Source organism: Nostoc sp. NMS9 (genome assembly GCF_017114995.1).
Taxonomy (GTDB): Bacteria; Cyanobacteriota; Cyanobacteriia; order Cyanobacteriales; family Nostocaceae; genus Nostoc.
In genome coordinates, this window is sequence record NZ_JABXKL010000097.1 from 1 (window position 1) to 16,413 (window position 16,413).

Consider the following 16,413-nt stretch of genomic DNA (forward strand, 5'->3'; position numbering starts at 1 on the left):
TTACTAATTACAGATATGGGCTTCTATGGATTTGAGTGGTTTGATACCCTAACTGTATCGCCGACGTTGGAAAATTGAGGATGCATTTTTACTCACAAAAAGATTGTTGGGTTTATCTTATTTGTGGGTTGGTGGTAGCTATGGCTACAACTTGGTTTATAACTTATGCTGGAAGTGCGGTTGCAAGCTGGTTTTTACAAACTTTTGGATATGGGTGGATTCTATTTTGGGGTATTATCTCACTTATGTGTGGGTCTTTTATAGGTTCTTCCGCACTAAAGCAAGGATACTCTGTGGGTTGGGCTGTGGGCTGGGCTGTGGGTGGGGCTGTGATTTCTGCTGGGAGTTTGAGTTCTGCTGTGATTTCTGCTGTGGGTTGGGCTGTGGCTTGGGCTGTGAGTGGGGCTGTGGGTTGGGCTGTGGTTTGGGCTGTGGAATGGGTTATAGATTTGGCTGAAGACTTATTTACAACTGTGCTGATACTACTAATATTAGGATTTGGAGCTAGTGTAGGAACTGGAATAATAGCAGGTTTTTTAAATCCATTTATTTTGTTAGCACTAACCGCAACTAGTTTACCTGCACTTTCCATGCTGGTTTATTCACCCCTCAAAAGACGTAGGTTAATTGCTAAATATCGCAAGTCTGAGGAATCTTTAATCAAACCGTAATCAAACAGATACCCAACTTATTTGAGAAGTCGGGTATCTTGTCTTGTTTATGATAAAGATCAGAAAGCATTCTTTTTTATGGCTAAGTTAAGAATACGATCGCCTTTTTTTACAAAGCGTTAATTTAGTGCGATCGCTATAATATTGCTAAAATTTAGATTAAACCAAACAATAAACAATTTCTATGTCTTACAAAATTAACATTATTATCGAAAAAGATGAAAATGGCTATTATGCTTATTCTCCAGAACTTCCAGGCTGTCAAAGTCAAGGGGATTCATTGGCAGAGGTAAAAGAAAATATAGAAGAAGCGGTTGGACTTTACTTAGAAACTTTATCAGAATCAGAGAAACAGGTACTTTTAAACAAAGAAATTTTCACAATGTTTTTAGAGGTACAACTTGCCTAAACTACCGCGTCTAACAGCCAAGGAAGCCGAAAATCTACTATTTAAATGCGGGTTTTACTTTAATACGAAGTAAAGGTAGTCACAGAGTATATCGTCTAAATGACATTAGGGTAGTACTTCCTTTTCATGCAGGAAAAGTGTTACATCCAAAGATAGTACAACAGGTGATAAAAGCTATCAAATCAGATGAAAATGATATCCCTAATGATGAAACTTAATCTAGCTAAGAGTCCGTAGATGCAAGGCGACTTGTCGCTAGACATCGCATTTTTTTGCCACCTCTTCATGTAGTGCGATCGCTTTCAAAAAGAGATTACGATATATATAACAAATGAATATAAGTTAATAGACCTCTTGCAAAAATCCTTGAATCACCCCTCCCCAACCCTCCCTTTGTGAAGGGGAGGGGGCAAGATTTCAAGTTTCCCCCCTTTATAAGCTATCCATTATAAGCATATTTCTTAACACAAAAGTTGACAGAAGTAAGTAGCTATATATCAGAAGAGGAAGATGAAAAAAGCACCAGTTATTCTGGAAAATGGACATGAGAATCAACAGAACTTCAAAAAGTATGATGATCTCATAACTAACTCGGCGTAAAAAACTAATTATCGGGAATGTTAGAGCAAAAACACTAGAACAAACTGACGAGAAGATGAAGCAATAATTAACTATTGAGAGACTGACAAACAAGCCAACCCTCAACCAGATCATGTAATCGACTCAATCCACGCCAGAGAACTTTCACACCAGGAAAGCCATCGCTTTTGCGACCTAAAAACAGACTACTGGATGCTTGCCAATTCGCTCTACTGTCCCATTGATATGTCCTTGTCTAATCATTGATGGTTTGATGTATGGTGAATCCCAAAAGTCATAGGTGGCTTTTGTTTGCGCCCATGTTCCACTGGCTTGTGGAATACTTGCTTCTGGTTTAGCACTTAAATTTTCGACTATTTTAATCAACCTTTTGGTTCTTCTTTTGTCCCCTAATTCCATTGTTTCTAGTTCTTGTGTGATCCATTCTTCTATCTGCTGACTAAGGTAAGGCTCTGTTTCTTGCTATAGAAACTCACAGTCTCTCCCTTTTGTCAACTTTTCTGTTAAGAAAGATGTTTATAATGGATAGCTTTTTAAGGGGGGTAATTTCACTTGTATGTACACCGTAGCCTTGGAAAGGGGAGGGAACTATCGCATCGGCTAGAGGGGGATAAGACGAAGCAGACTAAAAATTTATTTTTATAACTTAAAATTTTATTTTATTTATGTGTTAAGTAGCTTTTAGGATGTTATCTGTATAATCTATCATTCAATCTGAATTATCGAATGTATAATCTATCATTCAGTCTTATTGATTATTGACCTCTGTTACTTATTGATAGGTTGAAATTTGAGGATTAGGGCATCTCTTTTTAAGACATAACATACCACTCACTTAGTAGTTATTTATTAACGGAATTTGAGAAGTTATGTAGGCATACTCTATCCTAGACATTACCTAAACTTGTGCTTCAAAAATCATGAGCCATTATATGAATAGTTAGCACGTTAACAGCACTATCCAATGTCTCAAGATTTATTAAACTCCTTTCAAGAAGCATACAGCAATCTCGAACTGTTTCCGTTAATGGAACGGAACGAAATGGAAAGATTTCGAGTCGAATATGGTGATGATTTGATTGCAGACCTGAACCAATTAGTGGAAGATAGTCCTAATGGAGATGGCAAAATTGTCTTTACAGGACATCGAGGATGTGGTAAGTCTACTTTGTTAGCTGAGTTTAGCCGACAAATTCAAGATAAATATTTTGTAGTTCTCTTTTCTATTGCTGACAAAATTGAAATGTCGGCAGTTAATCATATTAATATACTGTTTGCGATCGCAGTTAATTTAATGACAGAGGCAGAAGCACGCAAAGTTGATATTCCACAATCTACTAAAGAAGCTCTTTATAAGTGGTTTGCTACCCGCACTCGCACTGAAGAATTAAATTTGCAAGCAGAAGCTAGTATAGGTTTTGACCTTTTAAAATTGATTAGCTCTAAATTAAAAGCTGATGCAAGCGTTCGGGATGAAATTAAGCAAGAATTTGAACGCAAGTTATCAGATTTAGTTGCCAGAATTAATGAAATTGCTGCTCTAATTCAAGCTGCAACTAAACAAAACGTTTTAGTAATTATTGATGATTTAGATAAGCTTGATTTAGGCAGAGTTAACGAAATTTATCGAGATAACATTAAAGCTCTCTGTCAACCTAACTTTCAAATTATCTACACTATCCCGATCGCAGTCCTTCGAGAAACATTTATTAGCACAATAATTGCCACTGAAACCAACGATCAAGTTGTGGCAATGCCTGTCTTAAAAATATTTGATAAAGGGAAAAATCGCTTCCAAAATGCCCAACCTCGCCCGGAAACAACAAAGATTCTCGGTGAAGTTTTACAAAAGCGGATTCCCAGTGAATTAATCGCGGCAGAGACGGCTGAAAAAATCGTAATTTACAGTGGTGGCGTATTGCGAGAGTTAATTCGGATTTCTAAGGAATGTTGCCGGATATGTTTGCGAACGATCCGGCGAAATCCCTCAGCCAAAGTTATTATTGATGATAAAATTCTTCTTCAAGCAATCAATAAAATTCGCAATGATTTTTCCATCCGCTTAGGAAAAGTTGATATCGATATTTTGCAGAGTGTGTATGAACAATTTATGCCCAATGACCCTAAACAAGCAGAGTTTTTAGATTTGTTACATGGGCTGTATGTTCTAGAATATCGCACTGATGAAACTTGGTATGATGTTCATCCAATTATTATCGAAAGTTTGAGAAGACAGGGAGCCATTAATGTTAAATGAAGAATTATTAGATGATGAAGGAGAAAATCAAGATGCGTATGATGATTTAATTGTTTCTATTGAAGCTCAAAAGCGGGGCTTAAATTTATTGATTGCAGTTTGTGATGATGCTAGCTTTCGTGATGAGATTATTGCTCAATATGAAGCTGAACTACAACCTGCTTTCCGTACATATCGAGTAACTTTAGCACGTCAGGAACCTAGCCTCAAAGCTGCTCTTAACCAATTAGTACAACAAGAAGAGTATCTCCGTCAGCAGAACCCGGCGGTGATTACTGTGACGGGTGCTGAGCAACTTTATTTTCTCAGATTGGGAAATGAGCAATCAGAACAGGAGAAATTTTTTGGTTATTTACAGTGGACAAGGGAAGGATTGCGCGAATTTCCATTTGCGATCGTGCTTTGGGTAACTAACCAAATTTTAGTCAACCTAATTAAAAAAGCCCCTGATTTTTGGAGTTGGCGCAATGGTGTATTTCGGTTTGAATCTAAAAAGACAAATGCTATTCCTGGTAAAGAATTAGAAAATATCCGCTTTGTTTTTAGAGACACAGAATTAGCTAGTACAGATACTAATGAAACTAATCGCTTTTTCTTACCCATTCAAGATTTACAAAGGTTAATCGAGAAAGTAGAAGAAGAACGGGGAACTAAAGACCCCACCTTGGCTACGTTATACTCAAGATTGGGCGATATTTACCACAGCAGATTAGATCGGGGGGAATCTCAAAACTATCAAGAAGAACAGGAATTAGCAATTAAATATTGGCGTCAGGCGAGTGAGCTACAAAATGAATTAGGTTTGCAGATAGACTTAGCTAATAGCCTCAACAATTTAGCAGGAATATATCGTGCAATAGGAAACTACACTGAAGCCGAACCCTTATATAAACAAGCTTTAGAACTGAGGAAACGCCTGTTAGGAGAGAACCATCCTGCTTTTGCTACTAGCCTGAATAATTTGGCAGGACTTTACAAATCAACTGGACAATATAATAATGCAGAACTCTTATATCAACAAGCTTTGGAACAGAGGAAAGGATTGTGGGGAGAAAACCATGCTGATGTTGCTGTGAGTCTGAACAATTTGGCATTACTATATGATGAACAAGGACGTTATGACGAAGCAGAACCTCTGTATCTGCAATCATTAGAACTTGAAAAACGTCTGGTTGGCGAAAATCATCTTTCTTTCGCTCTCATACTAAATAATTTAGCGCTACTTTATTATCATCAAGGACGTTACAGTGAAGCGGAACCTTTGTCACAACAAGCAATAGAACTAGATAAGCAATTTTTGGGAGAAGAAAATCCTGATGTTGCAACAGATTTGCACAATTTAGGTTTAATATACCGCGCTCAAGGACGCTACAGTGAAGCGGAATCTTTGTTTTTGGAATCATTGGAACTCAAGCAGCGTCTATTACAAAAAGCGCATCCGCTTTTAGCAGATACTATCTATGCTCTGGGTTATATGTACAGGGAGCAGGGACGTTACAATGAAGCGGAACCCTTATGTATAAAAGCTTTAGAACTTGATAAGCACCTATTGGGAGAAAATCATCCCAATGTTGCCGAAAGTCTCAATAATCTGGCAGAAATTTATCGTGAAAGTGGACGTTACGGTGAAGCAGAACCGCTTTATTTGCAAGCTTTAAATATTTATGAACGAGTCTGGGGTGTAAATCATCACCGTAGTGTCACTGTTCGTCAAAATCTAGATAAACTTGCCGCAGCAATGCAGAATAATGGAGAGTGCGATGTCTTCGACAACCCCTTCGGGGAACGCACTGCATAGAGCAAAAATCTAATTTTGAGTTAAGCTAAACGCTAAAATATCATAAAAATAGAATATTTTCATTTTGAGACTCTAATCTAGAGATAGCAAAATGGCTAAAGATGTTTTCCATCAACAGGTAAAAAAAGCATTAATCAAAGATGGGTGGATAATTACTCATGACCCTTTTACAATTCGTGTTAGTGAAGCGATTAAACTACAAATAGACTTAGCAGCTGAAAATGCCATTGCCGCAGAACGGAATACAGAGAAAATAGCTGTTGAAATTAAGAGTTTTATTGCAGATTCAGATATCAGTGAATTTTATACTGCACTCGGACAATATCTCAATTACTGCCAAGCTATTGAAGATAGGACTTACGCAAAAACCCTCTAAAACTCCTATTCCTTCGTGTCCTTTGCGTCCTTTGTGGTTCGTTTTTTCATAATTTTGCGTAAGTCCTGGCTGGAAGAGAAAGAAGCAGATAGAGTGCTTTATCTAGCCGTTCCGATCGAAACATATCAAGACTTTTTCCAACTTTCTTTTGTCCAGCGCACCCTTGATCGTTACCAAATTAAGTTGATAATTTACGACCCCAAACGTGAGGAAATTCGGCTATGGATAAAATAGAACGCTATCGACAATTTATCAAACAAATTCTGAGCGAACATCAACAAATCACGTCTAATACTGATACTGATACTGTCAAATCACAATTAATTTTAGACAACGAAAACGACCATTATCAACTAGCTTACGTTGGCTGGCAAGGAGATAAGCGGGTGTTTGGCCCGGTCATGCATTTTGATATTCAAGATGGGAAAATATGGATTCAGTATAACGGTACGGAAGAGTCTGTTGCTGAACGATTGGTTGAGTTAGGTGTACCCCCTTCTGATATTGTTATTGGGTTTCATTCTCCTTTTAAGCGCCAATTTACTTCTTATGCTGTTGAGTGAACTTCAACTCAAGTGATGAATACATGAATATTGAACAAGCAGTGAATAGATAAAAAAGCGATCGCTTTCCCTAGATACCCCAATACGGTTCAGTTAAGGCTAAAACTCTTGGTGAAAGTCAAGTTTTTGAACGTAGACGCAAAGCGGCTTGCCGCAGGCTACCGCAAAGTACGCATTCGCGCAGCGTCTCGTCAGTGAAGTACGCAAAGAAAAGGAAGAAAGGCTTAACTGAACTGTATTGCTAAATACCCAACTTGTTTAAGAAGTTGGGTATCTCTAGGAAGCTTGCTCAATTGTCCTTGAAATCTACTAGCGAACTCCAACAAAACCAGCTTGCTCAATTGCTCTTTGTCCCTGATCGGTTAATAAAAGATTGGCATAAGCATCTCCAATCTGCTGTTCTGGACCTTTGTTCTGCTTAATAATCACAAACAAATTAGCAATCTTCGGATAGCTGCCATTTTTGATCGCCTGAGTATTTAGCTGGTTGCGCTGACGTGGACATTGCTCAGGCGAAACCATCGGCTCCCGATAGGGGGGAATTAGCTGACCGGAAGTGCTACCCAATGGCAAAGCCTTCACACTACATTGAAAGACTACTGAACGAGCAGAAGCGTAATACACACCACCAGGGGTTTTACTGAGTTGGCGCACTGCTTCTGTAGCAGAGTAGACATATTGCACATTAGAGCCAAGTGCTTGCCCCTTTAAGTCGCTGTTGCTAGGAAATATTACTGTATCTGCATTCTCTGGTCGTTGAGAAAAAGCTGTGATAGGTAGATTTGGCCCACCGACTTGATTCCAGTTTCTAATTTTCCCCAAATAAATTTGCTGCAATTGGTTAACAGTTAAACCAGGCACATTGAGTGATGGATTGACTACCACTGCTATCCCATCCATACCCACCTGGCGTTCCTCAAGGGTGAAGCCTCGCTCTTTTGCCGTAGCTTGTTCTTCATCTGTAAGGGGACGGGAGGACTGAGCAAAGTCTAGTTTCCCATCAAGCAACATCCGAATACCGGAGCTAGAACCAGGACTACCATTAACAGGGTTTACGTAGCGTAATTGTAGTTCCGGGCGATCGCTCTGAATCTGAGAATCTACCAATTGCCGGATAGATGCCCAAGCGGTACTACCTCCGTAGTTGAATGAGGCAGGGGGAACATCAGCAACTGTCTGAAAAGTTGATCCATTATTAGAGACGCTGTTGAAATTTTGATTTGAGGGAGAGTTAACACTGTTGCGGGACAAGAAATTTGGCTTGAATAACCACCAAAGTAATCCGCCAATAACCATAAGTGTTAGAACTTTACCAATAATCAAACCTCTGAGAAAGAGGGCGATTTCGTTGTTAATTAAAGCTTTTCTTTGATTTGTATTGTCCATATTTTGAAATTTTGTTTATTGTATTTATCTTACAAGAATATCTAAGTATTTATCCTACAGTAATCTTTAAATATTTAAATTTAAAGTAAATCTCTAATAGCTAGTTAATAAGCAGTTTTATGATTGCTGCTAGATGATTAACTTTTTCTAATGTAGTGAAATTAAATTTGCTATTTGGTAGTTTTTGCAATGCTCAATTGCTTTAATTGATTCTTTTGTTAGCTGCTGATTTAGCTACTAGACTATTCATATTAGTTAATGGGAACTCAACAAATTTTTCTAGAAAACTCTTTAGTGGAGTAGGTTGGTTTGGAAGTGATGTTCCCGTATTAATAAATGTGTAAATTAAAATTATTACTATCAAACTAGTGGTTGCACCAAGACCGATACCCAGCAGCAAAATAAAGTTTTTATAAGTTAGCAAATAGGTATCATCAGCTTTGTGGCTGATATCAGCAGATTGTGAAGGCTGTGACAACGCTACATCAGAATTAAGGGCTTGCAAAGCTTCTGTGGCAGATTGATACCGTTGGTTGTAGCGATCGCGAACCATTGTATCTAAAATATTTGCCAGAGCATCACTTACCTGGGCGCGATCGCGCCAGATAACTTCTCCAGTGCTGGGATCTTCTGGTAGTTGCTCAGGTATTAAACCTGTTAAAGCTTGAATCCCAATCATCCCGACTGCATAGATATCGCTGCAAAGTTTTGGCTTTCCCTTAGCCTGTTCGCTTGGCATATAGCCAGGAGTCCCAACAGCAATTGTTAAGCCTGCTCCCAAAGCACCAATTTTCTTAATACTGCCAAAATCAATTAGCACAATCTTCTGATCGGATGACCGCCGCATTAAGTTTTGAGGCTTAATATCTCGGTGAATAATATCGTGTTGGTGGACGAAAGCCAGCACTTCGAGGATGTCTTTTAATAAATTTAAAACTGTATTCTCGTTAAGAGGCTGACCTGGTACAATTTCTTGAGTCAAGGCATGACCGTCAATAAATTCCTGGACTAAATAAAAATCTCCATCTTCATTAAAATGGGCAAACAGTCTGGGAATTTGATCGTGGTCGTTGCCTAGCTGGTATAAAACTTCCGCTTCCCGATCAAATAGCTTTTTAGCGATAGGTAGAACAACAGGGTTGGAATCTTTTGGGTCGAAATGTTTGACGACACAATGAGGTTGTCCTGGTAAATCTAAGTCAATGGCCAAGTAGGTATCACCAGAACCTCCGCTTCCTAGTTGTTTAATAATCTCAAAGCGATTCCGAAGTGTTTTTCTTTTGAGAGAGAATCGATGTCTATTACGTATAGCACCCCCTAACAAGTAAGTATTATCAGATTCTCCACTTTCCATCACTTTGACAGTTTCAAAGCGACTTCGGAGTGTTTTTCTCACTAGAGGGTTCTGGCTCATGTGGCGTATACTACTTCTTAATTTACTGACCATTCAGAGCTTGGGTGAGGTTATGAATAACTGCTTGCTGCTAGATTTGCTGGTATTTGCGGCAGTTAGCCATCAGGCGACCTATGCTTTGGATAAATTGGATACTTAGTTGATTGATTGCTTTCTTTAATACCTTTATAGGTATTTTAATACAAAATTAATTTATGAAATACTTCTGTAATTTTATCACTTAAGTAAGTTTAACACTAGTCCACAGTCTTGAAACTGTGGGCATAAAACAATATTCAGCAGTCAGGATCTTTATTTATTTTAACTGTTAAGTTTGATTACTGACAAAACTTTGAATAGTAAAATTTAAAGGCACAAATATCCTGACAGTGTTCGCCGCAATTTTGTTACCAGATTTTAGCCATTATCAATCGCGATCGCGTTGTCAGATCAATGTGAGTTCGACGAAAAAACTAAAAAAGATCGGATAAGTTCTTGAGCTAAATATCGAGTGATGGTTTTTGAGGTAAATTAGGTGTAACTTTTCAATCACTCACACATTAGACCTCTTGCAAAAGTCCCCTAACACCCCACCCCCAACCCCTCCCCGCAGGCGGGGAGGGGAGAATTTGACGTAAGTCAAAGGCGGGGTGGGATTCTTTTTTTGATTTATGCAAGAAGTCTATTTTACGATCGCGATCTACTCATAATTCTGGCAAATCTATAATACGTATTCGCTTCCACGAAATACCACAATTAATATGTGATACTGATACCAATTGTTAAAAAATAATCCATCCCTACCTACTCTTAGCAAGGCGAGAGTGCGCGTTGGGCTATCTGTCGTAAACGTTTTTTGAATTGGTACGAGCTACTTAAATGATAAAGCAAAATTGCGAATTACAATGCTTGCAATATCTGGAAGAACTTCAAGTTTCCACTTTTTTGGCTAGAAAAAATATTAGGACTGCATTTCCTTAAATTAAATTCGCATCAATTTGCGAACTTTCTTTATTTATTGGTTTACTTAGTCCTTGGGATATCAATTTACAGTATATTAGCTGGTTATTCAATACTTTCTCCAAAACATCCTACTTTTCCGACCTTTCCCACCTTTTACTTAACTCGCATATACAGCAGATTGCAAGTTAATGAAGTACAAAAATACCCCTCCCTAACCCTCCCGTATGTATTGGGGAGGGAACTAGATTGGGAATTTCCCCCCTTTACAAAGCTACGGTGTATACACAAGTCTGAAATAGTTTACTCACCTGGTTTTTCGTGTCAGTTTTACCCTACCCTAACCCTCCCCGATGCATTGGGGAGCCACTGCGTTGGGCGGGCAATGCCCGACTTGTTCGCGCAGCGTCTCCCCTTGGGAGAAGCATGTGGCGTGAGGGAACTAGATTCCTGTTTCCACCCAATGCATCGGGGGGATTAAGGGGGGTAATTTGACTTGTGTATATACCGTAGCTTTACAAGGGGGGTAAGGATGTACTTCATTTAGATGCAAAATGTGTATATCACTTGCGATAACTCAGTTGCATCTAGCAAAAGTAATAGTGGGAATAGTCTACGCTTGTTTTAATATATTTTTTATTTAACTTTTTTAAGTAAACGATAAATATGCATTATTCATAACCTTTGTAGAGACATAGCACTGCTACTTCTCTACAATCTTTTTCACTGATATTTTTATTCTGTTAATTAAAAAAGCCCCCTAGTGGGGGCTTATTAAGTTGTCCGCGTGGATTGAACAACTAATTAATTAATACTCACAGTAGATACAGTAATCCGAACAAAATAATCCAAATCACGTCAACGAAGTGCCAGTAGATTTCGGCTGCTTCAATACCAAAGTGCTTTTCGTTACTATAGTGACCCGGAACGCGCGATCGCCACAACACAGCAACAATTGCTAAAACGCCGATAGTAACGTGCAATCCGTGGAAACCAGTCAAAACGTAAAATGCACTGGCAAATAAATTGGTAGTTAAACCAAATTCTAAATGGGTATATTCATATACTTGACCCACCAAGAAAATAGCACCCATTGCAGCGGTAATTGCTAACCAGATTTGCGCACCCCGTGTATCGTTCTTTTTAATAGCAGTGTCGGCATTGTGCATGACAAAACTACTAGAAATTAGATTGATGGTGTTAACTCCAGGTAGCAATAGTTCTAATTCTGGGGTACCTGCTGGCGGCCATGCAGGTAAGGTAGCACGGAAAGCCAAGTAGGCTCCGAACAGTCCCATAAAAATCATCCCTTCAGCAATCAGGAAAACAATTAGCCCAAACAGGCGATGGTCTGGATGTTCTTCATGATGACCGACAGACGCTTCCGCCGCGTGGTGATGATTCAGTTCCGTTTTAGCTGGGTCAATAGTTTGACTTTGCATGAATTTTGATAAGTGGGGAATGAGGAGTTAAAAGTTAGGAGTTAAAAGTTAGGAGTTAAAAATTTTGAACTAACAACTTTATTAAAGTCATAACTCATCATTCATAACTCATAACTCCTAACTCTATTTCCGGTCTTCGGGATTGGCGGCAACCGCTGGGTCGGGTTCTGCTCTTAATACTGAGTTTGGCCCACCAGATAAGATTGGATTGGGATCGGATAAAGGTACACCTTCATTAGCATTTTCCAAACCGTAGTCGTAGGGGCCTGTAGCCAGTACTGGGGTTTGATCAAAATTCTCGATCGCTGGCGGTGAGGTTGTCATCCACTCTAAGGTAAGTGCCCTCCAGGGATTATTACCAGCTTTCTCACCGTATAACCAACTCCAAATCGCATTGATGATGAAGGGGAATGTCGAAACTGCTAGTATGTAAGCGCCATAAGTGCAGATTTCGTTGAGAAAGGTAAATTTGGGGTCATACTGGGCGATACGGCGGTTCATGCCCATTAATCCCAGCTTATGCATTGGTAAGAAGGTCATGTTTAGACCAACTATTGTTAAGGCAAAGTGAACCTTACCCCAAAATTCGTTCACCATCCGTCCCGTCATTTTCGGGAACCAGTGGTAAATCGCCGCATAAATGCCGAGAACACTACCACCAAATAGCACGTAGTGCAAGTGCGCCACCACAAAATAGGTGTCGTGAACGTGAATGTCAAAAGGCACTGCCGCCAACATCACGCCACTGATCCCACCAATCACAAAGGTGCCAACAAAGCCAATAGCGAACAGCATGGCACTGTTAAGCCGGATTTTTCCACCCCACATGGTTGCTAACCAGCTGAAAATTTTAATTCCTGTGGGTACGGCAATGATCATGGTGGTGATCATAAAGAACATCCGCAACCAACCGGGGATACCGCTGGTAAACATGTGGTGTGCCCAAACAATTAGCCCCAAAAAGCTAATGGCTAGAGACGAATAAGCGATCGCTTTGTAGCCAAAAATCGGCTTGCGGGAATGCACGGGGATAATTTCCGAAATTGCCCCAAAAAAAGGCAAAATCATGATGTAAACCGCTGGGTGGGAGTAAAACCAGAACATGTGCTGGTATACTACTGGGTCGCCACCGCCAGTTGGGTTAAAAAATGTTGTCCCGGCAATTAAGTCAAAGGCAAGCAGAATCAGACCTGCTGCTAACACTGGCGTAGATACCAAAGTCAGTGCCGAGGTAGCAAACATCGCCCAGCAGAATAAGGGCATTTGATGAACCCCCATACCAGGGATACGCATCTTGAGCAATGTGACAAGGAAATTGATTGCCCCTAAAATCGATGACGTACCTAGTAGGAGGACGCTCATAATCCAAATTCCCTCACCTACTTGACCTGTTACCAAGCTCAGGGGAGGGTAGGAAGTCCAACCCGCATCTGGTGCATCGCCTACCACTAAACTAGCGATCAACAATAAACCCGCAGGGGGAATCATCCAAAAGGCAACAGCATTCAAGCGTGGGAATGCCATATCCTTTGCCCCAATCATCAAGGGGATGAGGAAGTTAGCAAAACCCGCACCAGCTGGCACTATCCACAAGAAAATCATGATCGTGGCGTGCAGCGTAAATAAGCTGTTGTAGACTTCAGGGGTGACAAAATCGACTTCTGGGGTTCGCAGTTCTGTACGAACCAAGTCAGCCATCACCCCACCAATGCAGTAGAAAATGAACGTAGTGACTAGGTATTGAATCCCAATCACCTTATGGTCGGTGTTGAAGCCAAAGTAGTCTTGCCATTTTCTGATCCCTGGCTCCTCACTAAGAGCGGGGATATTGGCAGTTTCTTGCAACTGAGCTTGTGTCATAAGAATGCTGAGTGCTGAGTGCTGAGTTATTGCACTTTTAAGATGGACTATTAATTAATGGTGAACTTGATGGAGGATTTCTGGTTTAATTCCCATATCCTTGGTGTAAGGAGCGAGAAATTCATTTGGGGATAGATCCGCAGGGTTAACAGCAATGGCTTGATTTAGCGTTTCTTTGCTGGCAACTAGCTGTTCTTGCATCCATTTATCAAAGGCTTCTTGTGGCTCAACAACTACTGGCGCTCTCATTGCACCGTGGTAGGGGCCACAAAGTTCAGCACAGATCAGGGTATAATCTCCTGCTTTTTGGGGAGTGAAGCGAATCTCGCTTTGCCTACCAGGAATCGCATCTTGTTTCAGGCGGAACTCTGGCACCCAGAAGGCATGAATGACATCGTTGGCGGTCATACTGATTTGCACTTCTCGCCCGATGGGGACGTGCATTTCACCTGTAGTTATACCAGTTTCAGGATAGGTGAAAATCCAGGCATATTGTAGACCAGTGACGTTGACTTGTAATTCAGCTGGTTTACCTGCTTTATCAGGAGTTCCTCCAATTGTCGGAGCTACAATACCTACACCTGGGGCATTCCGCAGTTGGGGAACTTGGTCAGCGTTGCGGACTTCTGCCGTAGCTGGGTCTTGCATTGCCTCATCAGATTTTTCTTGATTAAGGTTGGGTTCGGTGCTGGGAGGGGTATCGCTTAAAGTTGCGGCTATTGCACTTCCATGCCCTGGCATTTTCATCGACTCCTGATTCATCGGTGCTTCATGGATAGCATGGGGATCAAAGCCACCGATTTCGTTGTACACATCAAAGCTGTAAACAGAAATACCGATAACGATAATTGCTGGGATCGCCGTCCAGAGAATTTCTAGAGGTACATTGCCCTCAACTGGTGGACCGTCTTCATTGTCACCTGCACGCCGACGATATCTAAATGCAGAGTAAATTAAAATACCTTCAACGAGCAGAAATATCCCTGTAGAAACGATCATCATCGCATTGAACAGACCATCCACCAAGACGGCTTCATCCGTGGCTGCTGCTGGCAACAGACCGTGATTTTGACCGTACCAAAGGCTGGCGAGCGTTAGCACGATGCCAATGAGTAATGTCCAGATTGAACTTGGAATCTTCACGGCTTACTTAATTGAATTTACTACGTTATCTTAAAGCTGCTCACTTACTAAGGTAGTCTAGGCTGTCAGACATGGGGAACAAAGGTCTGAAATTTTTATTAATTTTTTTGCCTATTTCACTAATTTTGAGTATGAGTTTACTATCATACAACGCCAAAAATAGATGCAAATCAGTGAAAAAATTTAACGAAAAATTTAGAATGCTTAAATTAATTGTGATTAATCAATTTTTGACATCTTGAAAAATACCTAAAGCTTCAGGCAAAACCTTGCTGGAGTGATTCAAAGTATAAGTGAGTGCTAATCTATAAACCCATAGCCTATACGCTAGGGTGGAGATGGGACACTAAAAGAAAATTGAAAATTTTAAGAGATCCACCAAGAGCGGGCAGAAGGTATCATTCATGAGCGAATTTGTCCTACAACAACAAAATGAAGCGGCAGTTGAGCAGCAAAAGCCCAAGGAAATGATTCGGCGCTTGGTGTGGAAAATGTGCATAGCCACCTTAATTTTGATGGCCATAGGCAGTGCCACCCGCGTCATGAATGCTGGGCTTGCTTGCCCAGACTGGCCCTTATGCTATGGCGAACTCGTGCCAGCCAAGCAAATGAATCTCCAAGTGTTTTTGGAGTGGTTTCACAGATTGGATGCGGCTTTAATTGGTGTAAGCGCGATCGCACTTTTCGGTTTATCCTGGTGGCGTCGTCGTTTCTTACCCTCTTGGCTGCCTTGGGCATCTACATTCGCCCTATTTCTAATCGTCTTCCAAGGTATCTTGGGAGGACTCACCGTTACCGAACTGTTGCGGTTTGATATCGTTACCGCCCATTTAGGAACGGCGCTGTTGTTTTTTACCACCCTCCTGATTATCGGCACAGCACTCACACCCTATCAGGGGAATGGAACCGTTGGTAAGTTGCCTTGGGTCGGTTTAACTGCTGCTGTTCTGGTTTACCTGCAAAGTCTGCTAGGTGCTTTGGTAGGCTCTCGCTGGGCGCTACACCAATGCCTCGGCGGTTCTCAACTTTGTACTGTAATGTACAGCCATATTGCTGGTTTGGTGCCGCCAACAGTGGCAACCTTGGCAATGGTATTTATCTGTTGGCGGACACCAGCACTACATCCAGCCTTGCGGCGACTGGCAAATATGGCTGGTGCGTTGTTAATCTTACAAATCTTGTTGGGAGTCGCCACTTTCAAATTACACCTCCAAGTCGAGCCTCTCACAGTCTCTCATCAAGCTATAGGAGCTACTTTGCTAGGTACTTTGGTGGCTTTTACAGTTTTATCACTACGTGACTCAGCACTAACTGAGTCACGTCAGCGATAGCGGGGCGTTGAGCCAGTGCTGAGTGCTGAGTAAATAGTGGGGCATTGGGCATTGGGCATGGGGCACTTGTACTGAGCAACTTGTGCCGAGTGAAGCTGAGGTAAGCCGTTGGCGCAGGCTCTCGTAGAGAAGTATGGGGCATTGGTTCTTCTCCCTAATCTCCCCAGTTCCCATTCCCCACTAAACGATAGAGCTGCAACGGCGAGTATTGCGACCCATGCAGG

The 16,413-nt window shown here is 40.9% G+C and carries 13 protein-coding genes and 1 pseudogene; 8 read left to right on the forward strand and 6 right to left on the reverse strand.

Annotation, left to right across the window (positions count from 1 at the left end):
* Nucleotides 1–80 precede the first annotated feature (80 nt).
* From HWQ40_RS32095 to HWQ40_RS35780, 3 genes are all read left to right on the forward strand, one after another.
* Nucleotides 81–671, forward strand: coding sequence for a hypothetical protein (locus HWQ40_RS32095; RefSeq protein ID WP_292786000.1), 591 nt, complete (start codon nt 81–83; stop codon nt 669–671).
* A gap of 184 nt (nt 672–855) precedes the next feature.
* Nucleotides 856–1,080 (forward strand): type II toxin-antitoxin system HicB family antitoxin, encoded by a 225-nt coding sequence (locus tag HWQ40_RS32100; protein WP_292786002.1) that lies wholly within the window; start codon nt 856–858, stop codon nt 1,078–1,080.
* A gap of 104 nt (nt 1,081–1,184) precedes the next feature.
* Nucleotides 1,185–1,298, forward strand: coding sequence for a hypothetical protein (locus HWQ40_RS35780; protein ID WP_334981432.1), 114 nt, complete (start codon nt 1,185–1,187; stop codon nt 1,296–1,298).
* A 556-nt stretch (nt 1,299–1,854) separates the two neighbouring features.
* Here the strand turns inward: HWQ40_RS35780 and HWQ40_RS32105 are convergent.
* Nucleotides 1,855–2,112: a transposase gene (locus tag HWQ40_RS32105; protein WP_366934042.1), complete on the reverse strand. Its 258-nt coding sequence runs from the start codon at nt 2,110–2,112 to the stop codon at nt 1,855–1,857.
* Between the two features lie 532 nt (nt 2,113–2,644).
* Between HWQ40_RS32105 and HWQ40_RS32110 the strand changes: the two genes are divergently transcribed.
* The 4 genes and pseudogenes from HWQ40_RS32110 to HWQ40_RS32125 all read left to right on the forward strand — a co-directional run bounded on the left by HWQ40_RS32110 (nt 2,645) and on the right by HWQ40_RS32125 (nt 6,674).
* Nucleotides 2,645–3,937 (forward strand): ATP-binding protein, encoded by a 1,293-nt coding sequence (locus HWQ40_RS32110; RefSeq protein ID WP_292786003.1) that lies wholly within the window; start codon nt 2,645–2,647, stop codon nt 3,935–3,937.
* Nucleotides 3,927–5,735 (forward strand): tetratricopeptide repeat protein, encoded by a 1,809-nt coding sequence (locus HWQ40_RS32115; protein ID WP_292786004.1) that lies wholly within the window; start codon nt 3,927–3,929, stop codon nt 5,733–5,735. Before HWQ40_RS32110 ends, HWQ40_RS32115 begins: the two co-directional genes overlap by 11 nt.
* A 91-nt stretch (nt 5,736–5,826) precedes the next feature.
* Nucleotides 5,827–6,345 (forward strand): annotated as a pseudogene (locus tag HWQ40_RS32120) (element excision factor XisH family protein).
* Entirely contained in the window at nt 6,333–6,674 is a 342-nt protein-coding gene (locus HWQ40_RS32125; protein ID WP_292786006.1) for a XisI protein, read from the forward strand. The pseudogene HWQ40_RS32120 and the gene HWQ40_RS32125 overlap by 13 nt, the downstream one beginning before the upstream one ends.
* A 309-nt stretch (nt 6,675–6,983) precedes the next feature.
* On the opposite strand, the gene HWQ40_RS32130 is transcribed toward HWQ40_RS32125, so the two are convergent.
* The 5 genes from HWQ40_RS32130 to HWQ40_RS32150 form a co-directional block, all read right to left on the reverse strand.
* On the reverse strand, nt 6,984–8,060 hold the full coding sequence (locus HWQ40_RS32130) for a substrate-binding domain-containing protein (protein WP_292786007.1): 1,077 nt from the start codon (nt 8,058–8,060) through the stop codon (nt 6,984–6,986).
* Nucleotides 8,061–8,262: 202 nt separating this feature from the next.
* The gene (locus tag HWQ40_RS32135; protein WP_292786008.1) at nt 8,263–9,474 is read right to left on the reverse strand and encodes a serine/threonine-protein kinase; all 1,212 of its coding nucleotides are present in this window, start codon (nt 9,472–9,474) and stop codon (nt 8,263–8,265) included.
* 1,754 nt (nt 9,475–11,228) lie between these two features.
* On the reverse strand, nt 11,229–11,855 hold the full coding sequence (locus tag HWQ40_RS32140; RefSeq protein WP_229553420.1) for a heme-copper oxidase subunit III: 627 nt from the start codon (nt 11,853–11,855) through the stop codon (nt 11,229–11,231).
* Nucleotides 11,856–11,978: 123 nt separating this feature from the next.
* Complete coding sequence (gene ctaD / locus HWQ40_RS32145; protein WP_292786012.1) at nt 11,979–13,715, reverse strand: cytochrome c oxidase subunit I; 1,737 nt, start codon at nt 13,713–13,715, stop codon at nt 11,979–11,981.
* Nucleotides 13,716–13,769: 54 nt separating this feature from the next.
* Complete coding sequence (locus HWQ40_RS32150) at nt 13,770–14,858, reverse strand: cytochrome c oxidase subunit II (RefSeq protein ID WP_292786014.1); 1,089 nt, start codon at nt 14,856–14,858, stop codon at nt 13,770–13,772.
* A gap of 404 nt (nt 14,859–15,262) precedes the next feature.
* Here HWQ40_RS32150 and HWQ40_RS32155 point away from each other — a divergent pair, with 404 nt between their 5' ends.
* Nucleotides 15,263–16,189: a heme A synthase gene (locus HWQ40_RS32155; protein WP_292786015.1), complete on the forward strand. Its 927-nt coding sequence runs from the start codon at nt 15,263–15,265 to the stop codon at nt 16,187–16,189.
* The last annotated feature ends 224 nt before the right edge of the window (nt 16,190–16,413 follow it).